The sequence below is a fragment of the Rhodococcus sp. T7 genome, from assembly GCF_009872365.1.
GTDB lineage: Bacteria > Actinomycetota > Actinomycetes > Mycobacteriales > Mycobacteriaceae > Rhodococcus_F.
Genome location: NZ_WXYH01000389.1, coordinates 185,908 through 202,148, shown reverse-complemented (window position 1 = coordinate 202,148; position 16,241 = coordinate 185,908). Strand labels below are relative to the sequence as shown.

The window sequence follows — 16,241 nt, the reverse complement described above, 5'->3', positions numbered from 1 at the left end:
ACCGGTAGCGCTGAACCCTGGGCGGCCGCGCTGCACCCGACGACATCTCGGTCAAGCCCCAGCGCGACCCAGCCCAAGAACTCGTTTCGACACGATCACGGAAGTCCCAGCTCAGGGCGACCCCTGCGCCACCCGACCCTGCCGGTGGTGCGGCGTACCGCGTTGTCGCTCCCGTCGGCTCGTCCCGTTGCCGGTCCACGCGCCGGGACCCCCTGCGGCGGCCAGCACCGCCTTCAGCTCACCCACCCGCAGGCCCGACAACTCATCGAACGCGTGCGCCCGCACCCCACCCGAGCGGAGTGCCTCCACGGTGTCCGGTTCGTCGTCAACAAATCCCGACAACCACGACCCCACGGCCCGACAGTGACCGACCTTGACCTCGACCGCCGGCCGGACATCACCACGGGAACGGCACAACAACGCGCGACCGGACGGAAACCCGTTGTCCCCGAGCCATGATCGAGTCTGCTCCGCGCAGGAGACGGGCCGGGTCGTGGAATACACCACCACCAGACCCAGACCGGCCGCTGCCTCCACCAGATCTCGGCCCGGTTCAATGACCGCCGCCCGCCCGACATGGTCGAAGAACCGCTGCCACGCCTGCCGGCGGCCCCCTTCCGACTCGCCGGACAGCAGGTGCGTGAAGGCCGACAGGTCCGCCAGACCGCCGTCGATGTCGAACATCACCACCCGCTCGCTGCCGCTCACCCACCCGACCCTAGCCACGTCGCCGGCCGAGGACCCGGCGCCACGCCCACCGGCACGACTCCGGCACACCCCCATCCCGTGGTCACCAGTGAGCCCCCAGAGAGCACGACAACCATGTTCCACGCACCACATGCTCGCCAACCCCTGTTCCGAGGGCTGCCACGTACATCGCGGCCCGCGAGCCCGGGGGATCATGCGATACGCCGCACGCGGGCCTGAACGCTCCGCGGGTTCACCGGTTGCCACGACAGACCGAACGGTCTGCCCCCAGCGGTGGTGTTCACCGATCGAGCAGTCCGTGGTACCCGTCAGGAATCGATATCCTGAAGGCACAGTCTTTTCCGAGGTGAGTTGCATGTTGCATCCGTGGGAGTCGCACCGTCCGGGCCCTGTTCTCTCCCCCGCCGAGGAGACATGGCGAGGACACTCCGATGGACGCAGGTGATCCGTTCGAGACGCAGCGTGTGGCCACGACGGTCACGGCGGAGCTGAGTGCGGCCGGGTTCGAGGACGCCCACGAAATCGGACGCGGCGGTTTCGGTGTCGTCTACCGCTGCACCCAGCCCACCCTGGACCGCACCGTCGCGGTCAAGGTCCTCACCGCCGACCTCGACGAGGAGAACCGGGCCCGGTTCTTCCGGGAACAGCGGGCAATGGGCCGGCTCACCGGACACCCGAACATCGTCAGCGCCCTGCACGTCGGGACCACCGACAGCGGCCGCCCCTACCTCGTGATGCCCTACCATCCGCAGGACTGTCTCGACGCGCGGATCCGCCGCCACGGACCGCTGCCGTTGGAGGATGCGCTCCGGCTCGGGGTGAAAATGGCGGGAGCGGTGGAGTCCGCGCACCGGATCGGCATCCTGCACCGGGACGTCAAACCCTCGAACATCTTGCTCACCGATTACGGCGAGCCGGCGCTGACCGACTTCGGCATCGCCCACGTTGCCGGCGGATTCGAGACCGCCACCGGCACCGTCACCGGGTCGCCGGCCTTCACCGCCCCCGAGGTGCTCAGCGGCGGACCCCCGAGCCCCGCCTCGGACATCTACAGCCTCGGCGCCACGGTGTTCTGCGCCGTCACCGGGCATGCCGCGTTCGAGCGGCGCAGCGGTGAGCACCTGGTCGCCCAGTTTCTGCGGATCACCACCGAGCCGGTCCCGGACCTACGCGACCACGGCATCCCCGACGACGTGTCCGAGGTCATCGAACGGGCCATGGCTGCCGACCCACGAGAGCGCCCCGCCGCCGACGAGTTCGGTGACACACTGCGGTGGATCCAACTCGCTCACGGCCTCCCGGTCGACGAAATGGCCCTGCCCGGCGAACCGGGCGGCACACGGCGCGGCCGGGATCCGGCGCGCACCCGCCCACAACCCGCGCAGACCACGGCGGGCCGGGCCACCCCGTCGACGGTGCCCGCGCTCCGGGTCTCGGTCGGCTGCCTGCCCCTCGAGCTGACCAGTTTCGTCGGTCGCCGCAACGAGCTGACCGAGGCGAAGAACCTGCTGTCGGTTTCGCGTCTGGTGACGTTGACCGGCATCGGTGGTGTCGGCAAGACGCGTCTGGCGCTGCGGGTGGCCGCCGATGTGCGGCGGGGGTTCGCCGACGGGGTGCGGTGGGTCGAGCTGGGCGAATTGCAGGACGGGTCGCTGGTGGTGGACATGGTGGCCGCCGCCCTCGGGATACGGGACCGGTCCGCGCGCCGCCTCGACGACGTGGTGGCGGAATTCCTCGGCCCCCGGCACCTGCTGCTCATACTGGACAACTGCGAGCAGGTCGTAGATGCGGCCGCCGCATTGGCCGAGACGCTGCTGCGCAGCTGCCCGGAGCTGCGGATCCTGACCACCAGCCGCGAACCCCTCACCCTCGGTGGGGAGGCGGTGCTGCGAGTGCCCCCGCTGACGGCCCCCGACCCGGACCGCCCGCCGACCCTGCGCGGACTGCCCCGGTACGACGCGATCACGTTGTTCACCCAGCGGGCCGCCGCCGCGGTGCCGGGATTCGAGATCACCGAGGACAACCGAGTCACGGTCGCCCGGATCTGCCGACGACTCGACGGTCTGCCGCTGCCGATCGAGTTGGCGGCCGCACGATTGCGGGCGATGTCGCCCGAGCAGATACTGCAACGGCTCACCGACCGGTACACGCTACTCACCCGCGGCAACCGCGGTGCGCCGACACGGCAGCAGACGCTGCGGCTGTCCATCGACTGGAGCCACGACCTGTGCACGCCGGCCGAACAACAGCTGTGGGCCCGGCTGTCGGTGTTCGCCGGCAGTGTCGAACTGGACGCGGCCGAGGACGTCTGCGCCACGGATCCGGCCGAAGGCGACCTGCTCGATGTGGTGACCTCGCTGGTCGACAAGTCGATCCTGATCCGGGAAGACGCAGGCCCGGTGGTGCGGTTCCGGATGCTCGAGACACTGCGCGACTACGGCCGGGAGAAGTCCGAGCAGTCCGGCGAGCACTCGGTACTGCGTCGTCGCCACCGGGATTGGTACCAGCAGTTGGTGTTACGGGCGCAGGCCGAGTGGATCAGCCCCCGGCAACGAGAATGGATCGCGCGCCTCGAGCGGGAACAACCGAACCTGCGCGAGGCGATGGAATTCTGCCTGTCCGAACCCGGCGCCGACACGACCGCGGGACTGCGGATCGCCGCCGCCCTGTTCCAGTTCTGGCTCTCCCGCGGCCTGCTCAGCGAGGGACGGCACTGGCTCGACCGCGCCCTGGCCCACCGGCCCGGGCAACCGGCCACGGCACGAGTCGACGCACTGTACGCCGACAGCGTGCTGGCCGGACTGCAGGGCGAGATCGCGTCCGCAACCGCGCGAGTCGAGGAGGCGCGGGCGCTGGCCGAGCAGATGACCGATCCCGTCGTCCACGCCCGCGTCGCCCACGCCGGCGGGCTCCTGGCCCTCTTCAGCGGCGATCTTCCCCACGCCTGCACCCGCCTGGAAGAAGCCGTCGAGGCGTTCGGCGCCCGCGGCAACCTGTCGGATCGGGTGTGGACTCTGATGACCCTCGGACTGGCGTACGAATTGCAAGGGGACGGTCCTCGAGCCATTACCTGCCATCAGCGGGCGCTCGACACCACCGAAGCCCACGGTGAATCGGTGTTCCGGTCGTACTCGCTGTGGGCCATGGGGGTGGCGGTCTGGCAGCAGGGCGATCGCGGCCGAGCGGTTCGGTTATTGGAACAGTGTCTGCGGCTGACCCGACTGGTGGACGAACCGCTCACCGCCGCCGTGGCGCTGGAGGCACTGGCATGGATCGCCGCCGACCAGGACAACGCACGGCGCGCCGCCGTCCTGCTGGGCGCCGCCGAGGCACTGGGCCGGTCCGTCGGTAGCTCCCCGGTGCTGTACCCCAACCTGCTCACCCACCACGAGGACTGCGAGCGGCTGACCCGCCGGGCACTCGGTGAGCGAGCCTTCGAGGCCGCCCGCCGCGAGGGTGCGGCCCAGGGTTTCGACGCTGCCGTCGCCTACGCCCTCGGCGAGGACACCCCGGCCCCCGCACCACCCGCTGGTCCCACGACGACGAGCCTGACCAAACGGGAACGGCAGGTCGCCGAACTGGTCTCGCAGGGCATGACCAACAAGGCCATCGCCAACCAGCTCGTGATATCCCAACGCACCGCGCAGGGCCACGTGGAACACATCCTCACTAAACTCGGGTTCACCTCACGAGCCCAGATCGCGGCCTGGATCGTCGAGCACACCCAGGGTGAGCGTGCCTGAGCATCACCCGCACACTCCAGCTGAACCGCACTGGGTCTGATGGAGACTGAACCGCCCCGGCATGTCCGGAGACTCGATCCACTGCGCTCAGACCCGAAAGGGCGTGGACCTGTCCTGCCCTCACGAGCTGCGAATTCGCACGAGAGGTCGTCAATTGGGAAGGCGCGAAGCTTCGGAAAGCCCGCCGATCACTCCAGATATCCGCTCGGCCGCGGTTGCCTGCTTTGCGGACGGGGGCTACCACGGCACGATAATGAACGATATTGCGGAGGCGATAGGTATCCGCCCCTCCAGCCTCTACAACCACATGCCTTCGACGCAGACATTGTTTCAAGCCGTGGTCTCCGAAACCATGACGCAAGCCGTGCATAGGATCTTCCCTGGATTGCCGCGGCGGCCATCCCCGCCATCGCAGCTCGAGATTCAACCTCGGCGAGGCGTGCAGCAGCCGAATCCGATGTTGTTCGGCGTGTCCTGGGGGTAGAAGGCGGCCACCACCCGATCATTCTCGATGTTTCAACCACAGAACATTCGAGAGAATAGAGGCGGTGGCCGCGAAAATCCGGGTGCCCTCCGGGCGGACGGGCGGGCGGGTGGGCCGGCGAAAAAGTCTCGCACTAGGAGCGTCGAAAGGCGTTGGCGCGGTTGCGGGGTGAATTCTACCGCTACCTGCCTACCCGCGGGGACGTGTGTTCGGGTTGACCGACGCAATGCTGTGCTCGGGCGAGCCGGTCCGAACGCTGGTCGGTCTGTCGTTGACCGAGCATCGCCGCGGCCATGACGCACTCTACGACGGAATGAACTGCGGACGAGTCGAATTCGACCGATTTCGACACGCGGTTACCGCGCTGGGGCTTTCCGGCGGCAGCGACGGACTGATCGTGCTGGCGGTCGACGTCAGCCCATGGTTGCGCCCGGACGCCCCGACCAGCCCGCAGCGCGGGTTCTGTCACGTCTACGGCCCCGGCAGGGGCCCGGCGCAGATGATCCCGGGTGGCCGTACTCGTTCGTCGCCGCCCTCGAAACCGGGCGTACCTCGTGGACGGCGGTGCTCGACGCGGTCCGGTTGCAGCCCGAGGACGACGCCACCGCGGTCGCCGCCGCCCAGGTGCGTGAGGTGGTGCCACGGTTGTGCGAGGCTGGGCAGTGGAAGGACGGTGACCTGAACATTCTGGTGGTCTTTGATGCCGGGTACGAACTGGCCCGGCTGGCGTTCGTGCTCGCGGACCTGCCGGTGCAGGTGCTGGGCCGAGTGCGCTCGGATCGGGTGTGCGGCGCACCGCGCCGCCGCCGGGCAGGACCGGTCGCCCACCGCGGCACGGGGCCGAGTTCCAGTTCGTGGGGGTTCCCCCTCTTGTGTGGACATCGTGAACACTGGGTCGTGAAGGTCCCAGAGGAAGATGTCACTGATGGTCATGAAGGCGTACCCGGCGAAGTTCAAGGCCGATGCCGTCGCGTTGTATCTGTCCGATCCGAGCCACACGTTCGAGGGCATCGGCAACGACCTGGGAGTCAGCCGCGAGACCCTGCGCAACTGGGTGCGGGCCGAACGCAAACGCACCGATACATCCACGACCGAACTTCGGGCCAGTGGTGCGAAGCGGTCGGCGGCGCCGGCGAGCACGGTATCGTCCGAGTCCGTGTTGGAGGAAGAGAACAGGCAGCTCAAGGCCCAGATCCTTCAAGCTCGAGACTGAGCGGGAGATCCTGCGGAGGGCCGCGAAATATTTCGCGGGCGAGACGTCTTGGTGAGCAGCCACTTCCAATTCGTTGACGACCACTGTGACACCTTTTCGGTGAAGTGGCTGTGCCAGATCCTCGAGGTCTCCCGCTCGGGTTTCTATCGGTGGCGGGCCTCCGGACCGGCCCGGGCCGCCCGCGCCCGCGCCGACGAGGAGCTGGCGGCGCGGATCCGCGTCATCCATGCCGACTCCGACGGCACCTACGGGGCACCGCGAGTGACCGCTGAACTGCGCGATGCCGGGATCGAGGTCAATCACCAACGGGTCGAGCGGGTGATGCGCGAGCAAGGGATCGTCGGGGTGCATCTGCGCAAACCGGTCCGCACCACTATCCCCGCCCCGGATGCGGCGGCGGTGCCGGACCTGATCCGCCGGGATTTCACCGCGAGCGCATCGAACACCAAATACGTAGGCGACATTCCCCCAAGCACTACGTGCAGGGAGGTACCCCCACCTACCTCCCTGTCGGTGACGCTGAGTTTCTGTATCTGGTGACGGTGATGGACCTGGGCTCGCGACGGTTGGCGGGCTGGTCGATCGCCGATCACATGCGTACCGAGTTGGTCGCCGATGCGTTGCGGGCGGCCGCGGCCTGCCGCGGCGCTGCCGGTCTCGAGGGGTCAATTTTCCACTCCGACAACGGGGCCCAGTATGCGTCGGCCGAGTTCGCCGACCTGTGTCGTGAGTTGGGGGTGACGGCATCGCGGGGCGCGGTCGGGACGTCGGCGGACAACGCGGCCGCCGAGTCGCTGAACGCGACGTTGAAACGGGAGACGCTGCAGGGCCGGAGGAACAGTGCGGGTGAGGCATGCGCCGCGGTCTTCCGTTGGATCACGCGATACAACACCAGAAGGAGGCATTCGAGCCTGGGCCAGATCAGCCCGATCGAGTTCGAACGGCGATCGGCTACCCTGGCCACCGCTGCATAAAAATGGGTGTCCACATCTCGGGGGGAACGCCCCTGAAGACCTCCCCCCGAGGACGGCTCCGATGGGCCATACACCCTTATCCTCTACGCAGCACCGTTTCTGGAAGCTCTTCCTACATCAAGCTCCTTTCAACGTTCGTGACACACACGGATCCAGGCTTAGTTCATAGCGCTTCTCGCCCGGATCTCGTGGGCGGTCGCCGATCGGGCGGGTATCGGTATCCATCGAATGGGCGAGTAGCAGCGCTCGAACACCGATTCTTCCTCTGTCAGTGATCCCTTGTTTTTTCGTGCGTCCCATACTGCGGTGCCGCGGTGATCAGTCCTGCAACCGCGGCCATGCGGTGACGGCTGCGGGGACGTTCGCGTCGGCGCTGAGAGTGAACTTCGGCGTGCGCCGCTCCAGGAATGCGGCCACTCCCTCGGCGAAATCGGCGGAGTCGATGAGCTCGCCAAGTACCTGCGATTCCAGCCTGTGGGCGGCCCAGGGGCTACCCGACTCGAAGGTTCCCCACAGCATTTGTTTGGCGGCCGCGAACGCCACCGGTGCAACGTTCTCGCCGATCTCCGCAGCGACCGCATACGCGACGTCGAGCAGGTCATCGTCGGGACACACCCGCGAGACCAGGCCGCCGGCCAACGCCTCCGCCGAACCGAACAGTCGGGCTGTGGCTATCCATTCCATCGCCCGTGACATGCCGACCAGCCGTGGCAAGAACCAGGTCGAGGCAGCTTCGGGCGTTAGGCAACGCCGGGTGAATACGAAACCGAATCGCGCATTTTCGGATGCGATTCTAATATCCATCGGCAGCGTCAGCGTGGAGCCGATACCGATTGCCGGACCGTTGATTGCTCCGATCACCGGTTTGCGCATCGCGGCGATACGAAGTGATGCGTATCCGCCACCGTCCCGCGGGCTACCGTCGTCGAAGAATTCGCCGTCGTATTGTTTCTTGTCGAACTCTCCAGCATCGGGGTCGAGGTCGGCCCCCGCGCAGAATGCTCGCCCGCTTCCCGTAACGACCACGGCGCGAACCGAGTCGTCACTGTCTGCGAGGTCGCACGCGGCGACCAGTTCCCGCGCCATCGTATAGGTGAAGGCGTTGAGCTTCTCGGGTCGATGCAAAGTGATGGTCGCCGTCCCATCGGCGACGGCGTATTCGATTTCGGTGTAGTGCATGGCTTGATGTCTCCCTTCGGCTGCTGTTTCAGATGTGACCGTCAAGGTCACTCCACCAGCAGTAGAACCCATTCGGCTACGCAGGCCGGCTTGGCGCCGCCGTCGATCTCGACGGTTGCGGTGATGGTGATCTGGGTTCCAGCAGGGGTCGGTGTGACCGCCGTCAACTCGGCTCCGGCGCGGACCTTGTCGCCCACCTTCACCACCGAGGGAAAGCGAACCTTGTTGCAGCCATAGTTGACTACCATCTTCAACCCGTCGACACGCCAGATCTGCTCGGCGAGCACGGGCAGCAGCGACAGGGTCAGGAACCCGTGCGCGATCGGTGCACCGAACGGCCCCGCGGCGGCGGCGTCAGGATCGACGTGGATCCACTGGTGATCACCGGTCGCATCCGCGAACAGATCGATCTGCTTCTGGGTGACCGGGAACCAGTCACTTACACCCAGATGAGTTCCGATCGCCTTCTCGAATTCGGTGATTCCGTTGAAAATTCGCATCCTTTTCGTTCCTGTCCTATCAGACGGTCGGGCCGCCGGCGACATACAGCACCTGGCCTGAGATGAATCCGGCGCCTTCGCCGGCGAGGAATGCCACCGCGTTCGCGATGTCGTCGGGCTTACCCGCGCGTCCGACGGGAATTCCCTTCACCACCGCGTCACGGAAGTCCTCGAACGACACGCCCATACGCGCGGCCGTCGACGCGGTCATTTCGGTTTCGATGAACCCCGGTGCGATCGCGTTCACCGTGATGCCGAACTTGCCCAGCTCGATCGCGAGTGTCTTGGTGAATCCCTGTAGTCCGGCCTTCGCGGCGGAATAGTTGGCCTGGCCGCGATTGCCGAGCGCCGAGGTGCTGGACAGGTTGATGATCCTGCCCCACTTGGCGGACGTCATGTATGTCTGCACGGCGCGGCTCATGAGGAAGGACCCGCGCAGGTGCACATTCATCACCGCATCCCAATCGCCTGCGGTCATCTTGAAGAGCATGTTGTCGCGAATGATTCCGGCGTTGTTCACCAACACCTCGGGTGCACCGAGTTCAGCGGTGACCCGCTGCACCGCGGCATTGACGCCGTCCTCGTCGGAGACATCGGCGCCGACCGCGAGCGCGGTTCCTCCCGCTCCTTCGATCTCGGCGGCGACCGTCTTGCAGACGGCCTCATCCAGGTCCAGAACGGCGACGGCGAATCCCTCGGCGGCCAAGCGCTTCGCGGTAGCCGCCCCGATGCCACGCGCGGCTCCGGTGACGATGGCCACCCGAACGGTGTCAGTACTCATTTCATTGCTCCTGATGGTTGGGGTTGGTGCGTATCGCACCGAACGATTAACTTGAGTGGGTGATGCTGCGAGGCAGCTGCGCTCTCGATCGATGCTCGGTCAGGCGCGCCAGAGATGTGACCCCGGTCGTGTCATCGTGATAGACGGGACCACGACCGAACTGCTCAATCGGGTCAGCGATATCACCACTTCGGCCACATCACGGGGATCGATCATGACCTCGGGCGACACCTTGTCGGCCAGGGAAGCGGTCATATCGGTGGCAACATAGCCGGGACAGACCGACGTCGCAGAGATTCCGGCCTCCGACTCTTCGGCATTCAATGTCTCACACAGCGACGTCAGCGCCGCTTTGGTGGCGCCGTACGCCGAGTTCAGGGGCTCTCCCACGATTCCCGTCATCGATGACACCGCAATAATCTTCGCGGTTCTTCGCACGGACACAGCGGCGGTCTTCCGCAGGAGCGGCAGCGTTTGCTGTGCCAGCACGTAGGCTGCGCGGACATTGATCGCGAACATCTTGTCGAAACGGCGTACCGGGAATTCCGCGAACGGGCCGATCGAGCCCATCCCCGCGTTCAGCACCAGCGCGTCGAGCCGGTCGAAGGTCGCGCTGTGCGCATCGGCCACCCGGATCACGTCGTCCTCGTTCGCCATGTCCGCAGGGACCTGAACGATTGTGGAGCCGTATTCCTCAACGAGTTCCCGCGCGAGCGCATCGAGCGATGCCGCCGAACGGGCGCACAGCGTCAGATTCCAGCCCTCGGCGGCAAGGCGCTGGGCGATGAGGGCACCGATTCCGCGCGACGCGCCGGTGACGATGGCGGCACGGGTGCCGGTTTCCGGGCTCATCGCGGTGCCATTCGGATGGCACCATCGAGCCGGATCGTTTCACCGTTCAACATGGCATTGGTGATGATGTGTTCGACCAGGGCGGCGTACTCGGTGGGATCACCGAGTCGGGAGGGGTGCGGAATCTGAGCTTCCAGAGACGCCCGGGCTTCCTCGGACAGACCACCGAGTATGGGTGTCGCGAACATGCCCGGCGCGATTGTCATGACCCGGATGAGCGAGCCGGCCAGATCCCGCGCGATCGGGAGCGTCATACCGACGATGCCGCCCTTGGAGGCGGAGTAGGACGCCTGTCCGATCTGGCCGTCGTAGGCGGCGACCGAGGCGGTGTTCACGATGACCCCACGCTCCCCTGCCTCGGGTTCGGTGGCGGCCATGGCTGTTGCGGCGAGCCGGATGACATTGAAGGTACCGATCAGGTTCACCTCCAGCACCCGGGTGAATCGGTCCAGCTCCAGCGGGCCGGTTCGGCCGAGCGTGCGAGCCGGGTCGCCGATTCCGGCGGCATTGACCACCACCCGGAGCGGTCCGAGCTCGGTCGCGGCGGCGACCGCGTCCTCGACCTGGTCCGGGTCGCGGACGTCGGCGGGCCGGAAGATAGCCGCGGCACCGAGCTGTTCGGCGCGCTCCCATCCTGCCGAAGTGGGTAGATCGAGGATGGCGACGCGCGCCCCGGCGCTGATCAGCCGTTCGACGGCGGCACGCCCCAGGCCGGACGCTCCGCCAGTGACGAGCGCAGCGGATCCAGCTAATTGCATGAGTTCTCCTTTGTTCCGACGAGTTGTCCTCGTCCGGTGCGGCCCAGTTCCGTGCGGGCGGCCCGAACAGCGAGGAGCTCGCTGTTTCGGAAACCGGGCCACGGCCGCGCAGTGTCGACGACGTCGGCGTCGAAACCGAGGTGATTGGTCATCGTCGCCCCCTCGCTCATTGGGAGACTGCTTCGTGTCGACCGTGTCCACCGGCGGTCGGTCTGTCTTCCGTCGCCGCAGCCGGTCCCGGGATCAACCGGCGCAGCTCACCCTTGAGCACCTTGCCGGACGGATTACGTGGCAGGGTATCGACGAACACGACCCGTCGGGGGCGCCGGAAGCCGGCTATCCGCGGGCGCAGCCAGGTGATCAACGTCGCCTCATTCACCTGCGCCGCTTTCCGGGGTACGACGATTGCCGTCACGGCTTCGCCCCATGTCCGGTCGGGGACACCGATCACGGCGACCTCGGCGACCTGCGGGTGGGTGACGAGCACCCGCTCCACGTCGGCGGGGTAGACGTTCTCTCCCCCGGTGATGATCATGTCCTTGAGCCGGTCGGTGATGAAGAGGTATCCCGCGTTATCGAGGCGGCCCACGTCGCCGGTGCGCAGCCAGCCTTCCGCGTTTCGTAGTTCGGCTGTCTCCTCTGGACGCCGCCAGTACCCCTTGCTGCATTGGGCCGAGCGAACCCAGATTTCCCCGTCCCGACCTGCGGGCAGCTGCAGTTCGGTCGAGGGATCTCGAATTTCGACCTCTACCCACGGGTACGGTTTTCCGACGGAAGCCAGCAGTTCACCGCGGTGGTCGTCGGGGTCCAGTTGGGCTATCGCGCCGCAGGTTTCGGTCAGTCCGAACACTTGAATCAACGGCACATCGAAGCAGTCCCGAACGCGATGCAGTAGTGGCAGTGAGATCGGGGATGCACCGTAGACGATCGAGCGCAGCGCCGAGAAGTCCGCTTCTCCGGCGCCGGGGACATCGACCATCATCTGCAGCATCGCCGGTGCGACCAGCACATTCGTGATCTTCAGCCGTCCGAGATCCGCGACCAGGGCCGGCGCATCGAAATCAGGAACGAGAACGCACTGTGCCCCACGGAACAGCGCGACGAACGCCCACGCCGATCCGCCCATATGGAACAGCGGCATGACGACGGACACCACCGAATCGGAGTCGACCCGCCAGCGCGCGGCCGCCTGGAACAGATGGGCGAGGTTGCTATTGGTGATCACCACCGCCTTGGGCAGTCCAGTGGTGCCCGATGTGTAGAACTGAATGAAGGCGTCGTCCGGACCGCTGACGACGCCTGGGTCGACCGAGTCTTCGGCATCACGCCACGCCTCGTAGTCCTCGCCGATCGTCAACCGAGTCACATCGGGCGGTGCCGCGTCCATGAACTCCCTGTCGGTCAACACAATTCGGGTGTCGGCGTCCGAGACCAGTTCTGCGAGATCCGCTGTGGTCAGTCGCCAATTCAGCGGCGCCAGCACCGCCCCGATCTTGGCGCACCCGAACAGGATCTCGAAGAACTCCGGCCAGTTGCGACCGAGGTATCCGACACGCTGACCGCCGGTGACGCCCGACTGTAACAGCGCACGGCCGACCCGACTGGCCCGGGCGTCCAGCTCGGCGAAGGCGATGATCGAATCCCGGTAGCGGAGCGCGATGCTGTCCGGATGAGTGCGAGCGAGATCGCGGATGATCTGGACCGGGTGGAAGTCGTCCGGTGCTCTCACGACCGGATTCCTTTCTGCGCGTGCCATGTCTTGGGTCACCTCAGCACGACAGTCGCAGTGCCCGCGATGGCGCGGCGTCCGTCCGCATCAGCCCATACGGCGCAGTCAACGAATCGGCCGGCGCCCTCCTCCCTCACCGCGGTCACCTCACCTCCGACGAGGACATCGTCGCCGGCGAAGACGTTGGCGCGGAATGAACAGGATACGCGCCGCAGGGCGCCACGCGAGCCTGCCCATTCGGTGAGCAGATCCAGCACGTAGGCCATTGTCGCGCCTCCCTGGTTGATCTCACGGTCGCCGAGGCCGGCGCGTGCGACCGCGTCGAGGTCGAAATGAATCGGATTCGAATCCCGCAGCACGAGCGCGACCATCTTGATGTGATCCGCACTCACCGCGGTGATTCGGCGCTCGGGCAGTCGAGTTCCGACACGGACATTCTCGGTGACAGTCACTGCTTTCCTCCGCGTTTGAATAGGTAGACGCTGGTCACCGCGCCCGCGTAACCGCCGGAGTCGTCGAGAATCTCGATACGCACGTCCATATTGTCGAGTCGGGAACCATCACGACTCGTCCGTGACCCGGTCGCGGCAACGACCGCGTCCACGCGGTAGCGCCCGCCGATGCGCAGCGGTGTCTGCTGGTCGATCTCGCAGTTCCCGAACAGGAGCGTATCGTCCTCGGACTTGCCAGCCAGCTCGCACAGCTCGTCAACGCTGATACCCAAGCAGCGCAACGAGATCACAACAAACCACATCGGATGGGCGATGCCGGGTTCGGCCTGAGGCGCGCGGACGGCGTGCTGCAGGATCGTGTTCTCGTGCGGCTCGATCACGATCTCGCCGCCCCGAAGCCGTGTTCCCTCGAGCTTGTGTAGCTCGTCGGTTGTCACTGTCATTGTTTGCCGCTCCTCAGTACGATCTCGGCAGCCCGAGCGTGTGTTGCGCGATGTGGTTGAGCACCATTTGCGTCGACACCGGCGCCACCTGTTGCAGCCGCACGATGCCCCACAGATCCGCGAGCCCGTACTCGTGGGACATGCCATTGCCGCCATGCATTTGGATCGCGGTATCCAGTGCCTTGTAGCCGGCGCGCGAGGCCAGGAACTTAGCCATATTCGCGGTCTCGCCCGCCGACAGGCCCGCATCGAACTCAGCGGCGGCTCGCCAGACCATCGCGGCAGCGCCGGTCAGCTCGATGGCCGCCTCGGCGAGCGGGTGCTGGACACCCTGATATGTGCCGACCGGGACACCCCAGACGTTGCGTTCGTTGACGTAGCCGACGGCCTTGTTGATCGCGTAGCGTCCGACTCCGAGGCAGATGACGGCGCTGAGCACCCGCTCCGGGTTCAGTCCGTCGAACAACGCAGAGAGCCCGTTGTCGACTTCACCGACGACAGCCTCAGCGGGCAGCCGGACGTCGTCGAAGAACATTGTGAACTGACGTTCGGGAGCCCCGAGTGCCGTCGAGATGAGCTGGCGACTGAGCCCCCGGGTATCGGGATCATCGACGACGAACAAGGTGAGCCGGCCCCGCCCCGTGACTTCGTCGGTGCCGGTGCGCGCCACCAGCAGGAAGTGGTCACAGTGGTCGACCCCCGAGATGTAGTACTTGGTGCCGCGGACGATCCAGTCGTCACCGTCGCGCTTGGCCCAGGTGGACACGTTGTGCGAGTTCGAACCGGCGTCCGGCTCCGTCAGGGCGAACACGAATTTTTCTTCGCCGCTGGCGATTCCGGGAAGGTAGCGGCGTTTCTGATCCTCGGTGCCGTGTCGGGGCAGCACGCTGCCGGCAATTCCCTGAGACAGGACCATCGCCAGTTCGGGGCAGCCGCCTGCGGACAGCTCTTCGAGCACGATGGCGAGCTCGGTCAGTCCCGCGCCGCCGCCCCCGTATTCCTCGGGGATGCTGATCCCCAGGTATCCGCCGCGGCCCAGTTGTTCCCACAGCTCGGCCATGGGTTCGCCGGTCGCCGCCTTGGCTTGATAGTACTCGTGACCGAACTTGCCGACGATCTGGGCGACGGTAGTACGTAGCTCTTTTTCCTCGTCACTAGGCCGCAAGGGCAGGCAGAGGTTGTGGGTGGTCATCGGTTTCAGTTCCTTCCAGTTTCCGTGGACACACGCGGAGGGCCGCGTCACCGGTTGCGGTAGTGAGGGGTGCGCTTCTCCATGAAGGCGCGCGGACCCTCCTTTGCGTCGTCGTTGCGCACGACCCGTTCGTTGAGTGCGAATTCCAGTGCAAATCGCGGTTCGTTGCCGTGCGCGCGCACCGCGATCTCCTTGGCGGCACGAACCGCGACCGGACCGTTCGTCGCCATTCGCGTCGCCACTTCAATCGCGCGCGGTAATGCTTGACCTCTCGGGACGACTTCATTCACCAGTCCGCATGCCGCGTCTCGATGCGCGTCGATGTGGTCGCCGGTCAACAGCAGCTGCCTCGCCATCGCCCACGGCACCTGCTGTGGTAGCCGCACATGGGTGCCACCCCCGGGAACCAAGCCCCAACGGACCTCCGGCACACCGAACACCGCGTGGTCCGCGGCAATGCGGATGTCGGTTCCGAGCAGGATTTCCAGCCCGCCCCCCCACAGATGCCGTTGACAGCGGCGATCACCGGCTTGAAGACGTCGGAGAAGTACCGTTTCGATGGATCCGGGATGAGAATATCTAGTTCGCCCCTGGTGAGCCGGGGAATCAGCTCACCGAGGTCACCGCCGGCGCTGAACGCCTTTTCGCCCGCACCGGTCACGATCACAACATGCACGGCCTCGTCGCGCCGGGCCGCATCCGCCGCTTCGGCTAGACGACGGGCCATGAGGACCGTGAACGCATTGTGCGCGCGAGGCCGGTTCAAGGTGATCACCGCGAGCGGACCGTCGACCGAATAGCTGAGGTCCCCATCCGTTACCGCGGTCCCCGTTTGAATAACTGCTCCGTTTTCACTGGCCGGCACCGGCCCCACCTCCTCCTCTGCCACCACCAACGTAGCTGCGCTGAACCGACATTCGATGTCGCATCCTGGAACATTCGCGTGGCCCGAGAATGCCTTCGTGAACAGGTCGATGCCGAGAGCACGGACCTTGCGATACAGCGTCGACCGGGCGATACCGACGTGTCGGCACGGTTCTCGTACCCCGCCCTGGTTCACCCATCGCAGCGATCGTCGTCGCCTTGACAGCTCGAGGCCGCTGGGTGGGCCCCGTTACCGCCGTCGAGGTCGTCGGCGGGCCGAGTCACCAGCACCGAACCGGGCGTCGCGGCGGTCAGCATGTCGTCCAGTCGCGACAGGCACCGCTCGGCGCCTTCCGCAGAGTCCTCGAG

Annotated in this window: 13 protein-coding genes and 4 pseudogenes; 5 read left to right on the top strand and 12 right to left on the bottom strand. The window is 66.3% G+C overall.

Annotated elements, in window-relative coordinates:
• Nucleotides 1-111: 111 nt before the first annotated feature.
• Nucleotides 112-708, bottom strand: coding sequence for a hypothetical protein (locus MLGJGCBP_RS44945; protein ID WP_236580854.1), 597 nt, complete (start codon nt 706-708; stop codon nt 112-114).
• Between the two features lie 431 nt (nt 709-1,139).
• On the opposite strand from MLGJGCBP_RS44945, the gene MLGJGCBP_RS44940 reads away from it, so the two are divergent.
• The 5 genes and pseudogenes from MLGJGCBP_RS44940 to MLGJGCBP_RS44920 all read left to right on the top strand — a co-directional run bounded on the left by MLGJGCBP_RS44940 (nt 1,140) and on the right by MLGJGCBP_RS44920 (nt 7,122).
• On the top strand, nt 1,140-4,451 hold the full coding sequence (locus tag MLGJGCBP_RS44940; protein ID WP_160093702.1) for a protein kinase domain-containing protein: 3,312 nt from the start codon (nt 1,140-1,142) through the stop codon (nt 4,449-4,451).
• A gap of 61 nt (nt 4,452-4,512) precedes the next feature.
• The gene (locus MLGJGCBP_RS54520; RefSeq protein WP_442972071.1) at nt 4,513-4,935 is read left to right on the top strand and encodes a TetR/AcrR family transcriptional regulator; all 423 of its coding nucleotides are present in this window, start codon (nt 4,513-4,515) and stop codon (nt 4,933-4,935) included.
• Nucleotides 4,936-5,161: 226 nt separating this feature from the next.
• Nucleotides 5,162-5,359, top strand: a pseudogene (locus tag MLGJGCBP_RS53375) (NF041680 family putative transposase); the annotation flags it as partial.
• Nucleotides 5,356-5,715 (top strand): annotated as a pseudogene (locus MLGJGCBP_RS53370) (transposase); the annotation flags it as partial. The pseudogenes MLGJGCBP_RS53375 and MLGJGCBP_RS53370, both read left to right, overlap by 4 nt.
• A gap of 145 nt (nt 5,716-5,860) precedes the next feature.
• Nucleotides 5,861-7,122: pseudogene (locus MLGJGCBP_RS44920) on the top strand (IS3 family transposase).
• A 318-nt stretch (nt 7,123-7,440) separates the two neighbouring features.
• Here MLGJGCBP_RS44920 and MLGJGCBP_RS44915 read toward each other — a convergent pair.
• From MLGJGCBP_RS44915 to MLGJGCBP_RS44865, 11 genes and pseudogenes are all read right to left on the bottom strand, one after another.
• Nucleotides 7,441-8,301 (bottom strand): enoyl-CoA hydratase-related protein, encoded by an 861-nt coding sequence (locus MLGJGCBP_RS44915; protein WP_160093699.1) that lies wholly within the window; start codon nt 8,299-8,301, stop codon nt 7,441-7,443.
• Nucleotides 8,302-8,348: 47 nt separating this feature from the next.
• Nucleotides 8,349-8,801 (bottom strand): MaoC family dehydratase, encoded by a 453-nt coding sequence (locus MLGJGCBP_RS44910; RefSeq protein WP_160093698.1) that lies wholly within the window; start codon nt 8,799-8,801, stop codon nt 8,349-8,351.
• A gap of 19 nt (nt 8,802-8,820) precedes the next feature.
• Nucleotides 8,821-9,582: a 3-oxoacyl-ACP reductase FabG gene (fabG, locus tag MLGJGCBP_RS44905; protein ID WP_160093697.1), complete on the bottom strand. Its 762-nt coding sequence runs from the start codon at nt 9,580-9,582 to the stop codon at nt 8,821-8,823.
• Between the two features lie 99 nt (nt 9,583-9,681).
• On the bottom strand, nt 9,682-10,434 hold the full coding sequence (locus MLGJGCBP_RS44900) for an SDR family NAD(P)-dependent oxidoreductase (protein WP_160093696.1): 753 nt from the start codon (nt 10,432-10,434) through the stop codon (nt 9,682-9,684).
• A complete protein-coding gene (locus MLGJGCBP_RS44895) occupies nt 10,431-11,192 on the bottom strand; it encodes a 3-hydroxyacyl-CoA dehydrogenase (RefSeq protein WP_160093695.1) in 762 nt (253 codons plus the stop codon). Before MLGJGCBP_RS44895 ends, MLGJGCBP_RS44900 begins: the two co-directional genes overlap by 4 nt.
• A complete protein-coding gene (locus tag MLGJGCBP_RS44890) occupies nt 11,183-11,344 on the bottom strand; it encodes a hypothetical protein (protein WP_160093694.1) in 162 nt (53 codons plus the stop codon). Before MLGJGCBP_RS44890 ends, MLGJGCBP_RS44895 begins: the two co-directional genes overlap by 10 nt.
• Before the next feature lie 14 nt (nt 11,345-11,358).
• On the bottom strand, nt 11,359-12,921 hold the full coding sequence (locus MLGJGCBP_RS44885; protein ID WP_236580853.1) for an AMP-binding protein: 1,563 nt from the start codon (nt 12,919-12,921) through the stop codon (nt 11,359-11,361).
• A 35-nt stretch (nt 12,922-12,956) separates the two neighbouring features.
• The gene (locus MLGJGCBP_RS44880) at nt 12,957-13,373 is read right to left on the bottom strand and encodes a MaoC family dehydratase (RefSeq protein ID WP_160093692.1); all 417 of its coding nucleotides are present in this window, start codon (nt 13,371-13,373) and stop codon (nt 12,957-12,959) included.
• On the bottom strand, nt 13,370-13,816 hold the full coding sequence (locus MLGJGCBP_RS44875) for a hypothetical protein (RefSeq protein ID WP_160093691.1): 447 nt from the start codon (nt 13,814-13,816) through the stop codon (nt 13,370-13,372). The genes MLGJGCBP_RS44880 and MLGJGCBP_RS44875 overlap by 4 nt, the downstream gene beginning before the upstream one ends.
• A gap of 13 nt (nt 13,817-13,829) precedes the next feature.
• Nucleotides 13,830-14,987, bottom strand: coding sequence for an acyl-CoA dehydrogenase family protein (locus MLGJGCBP_RS44870; protein WP_201452921.1), 1,158 nt, complete (start codon nt 14,985-14,987; stop codon nt 13,830-13,832).
• Between the two features lie 68 nt (nt 14,988-15,055).
• Nucleotides 15,056-15,735 (bottom strand): annotated as a pseudogene (locus MLGJGCBP_RS44865) (enoyl-CoA hydratase/isomerase family protein).
• Between the last annotated feature and the right edge of the window lie 506 nt (nt 15,736-16,241).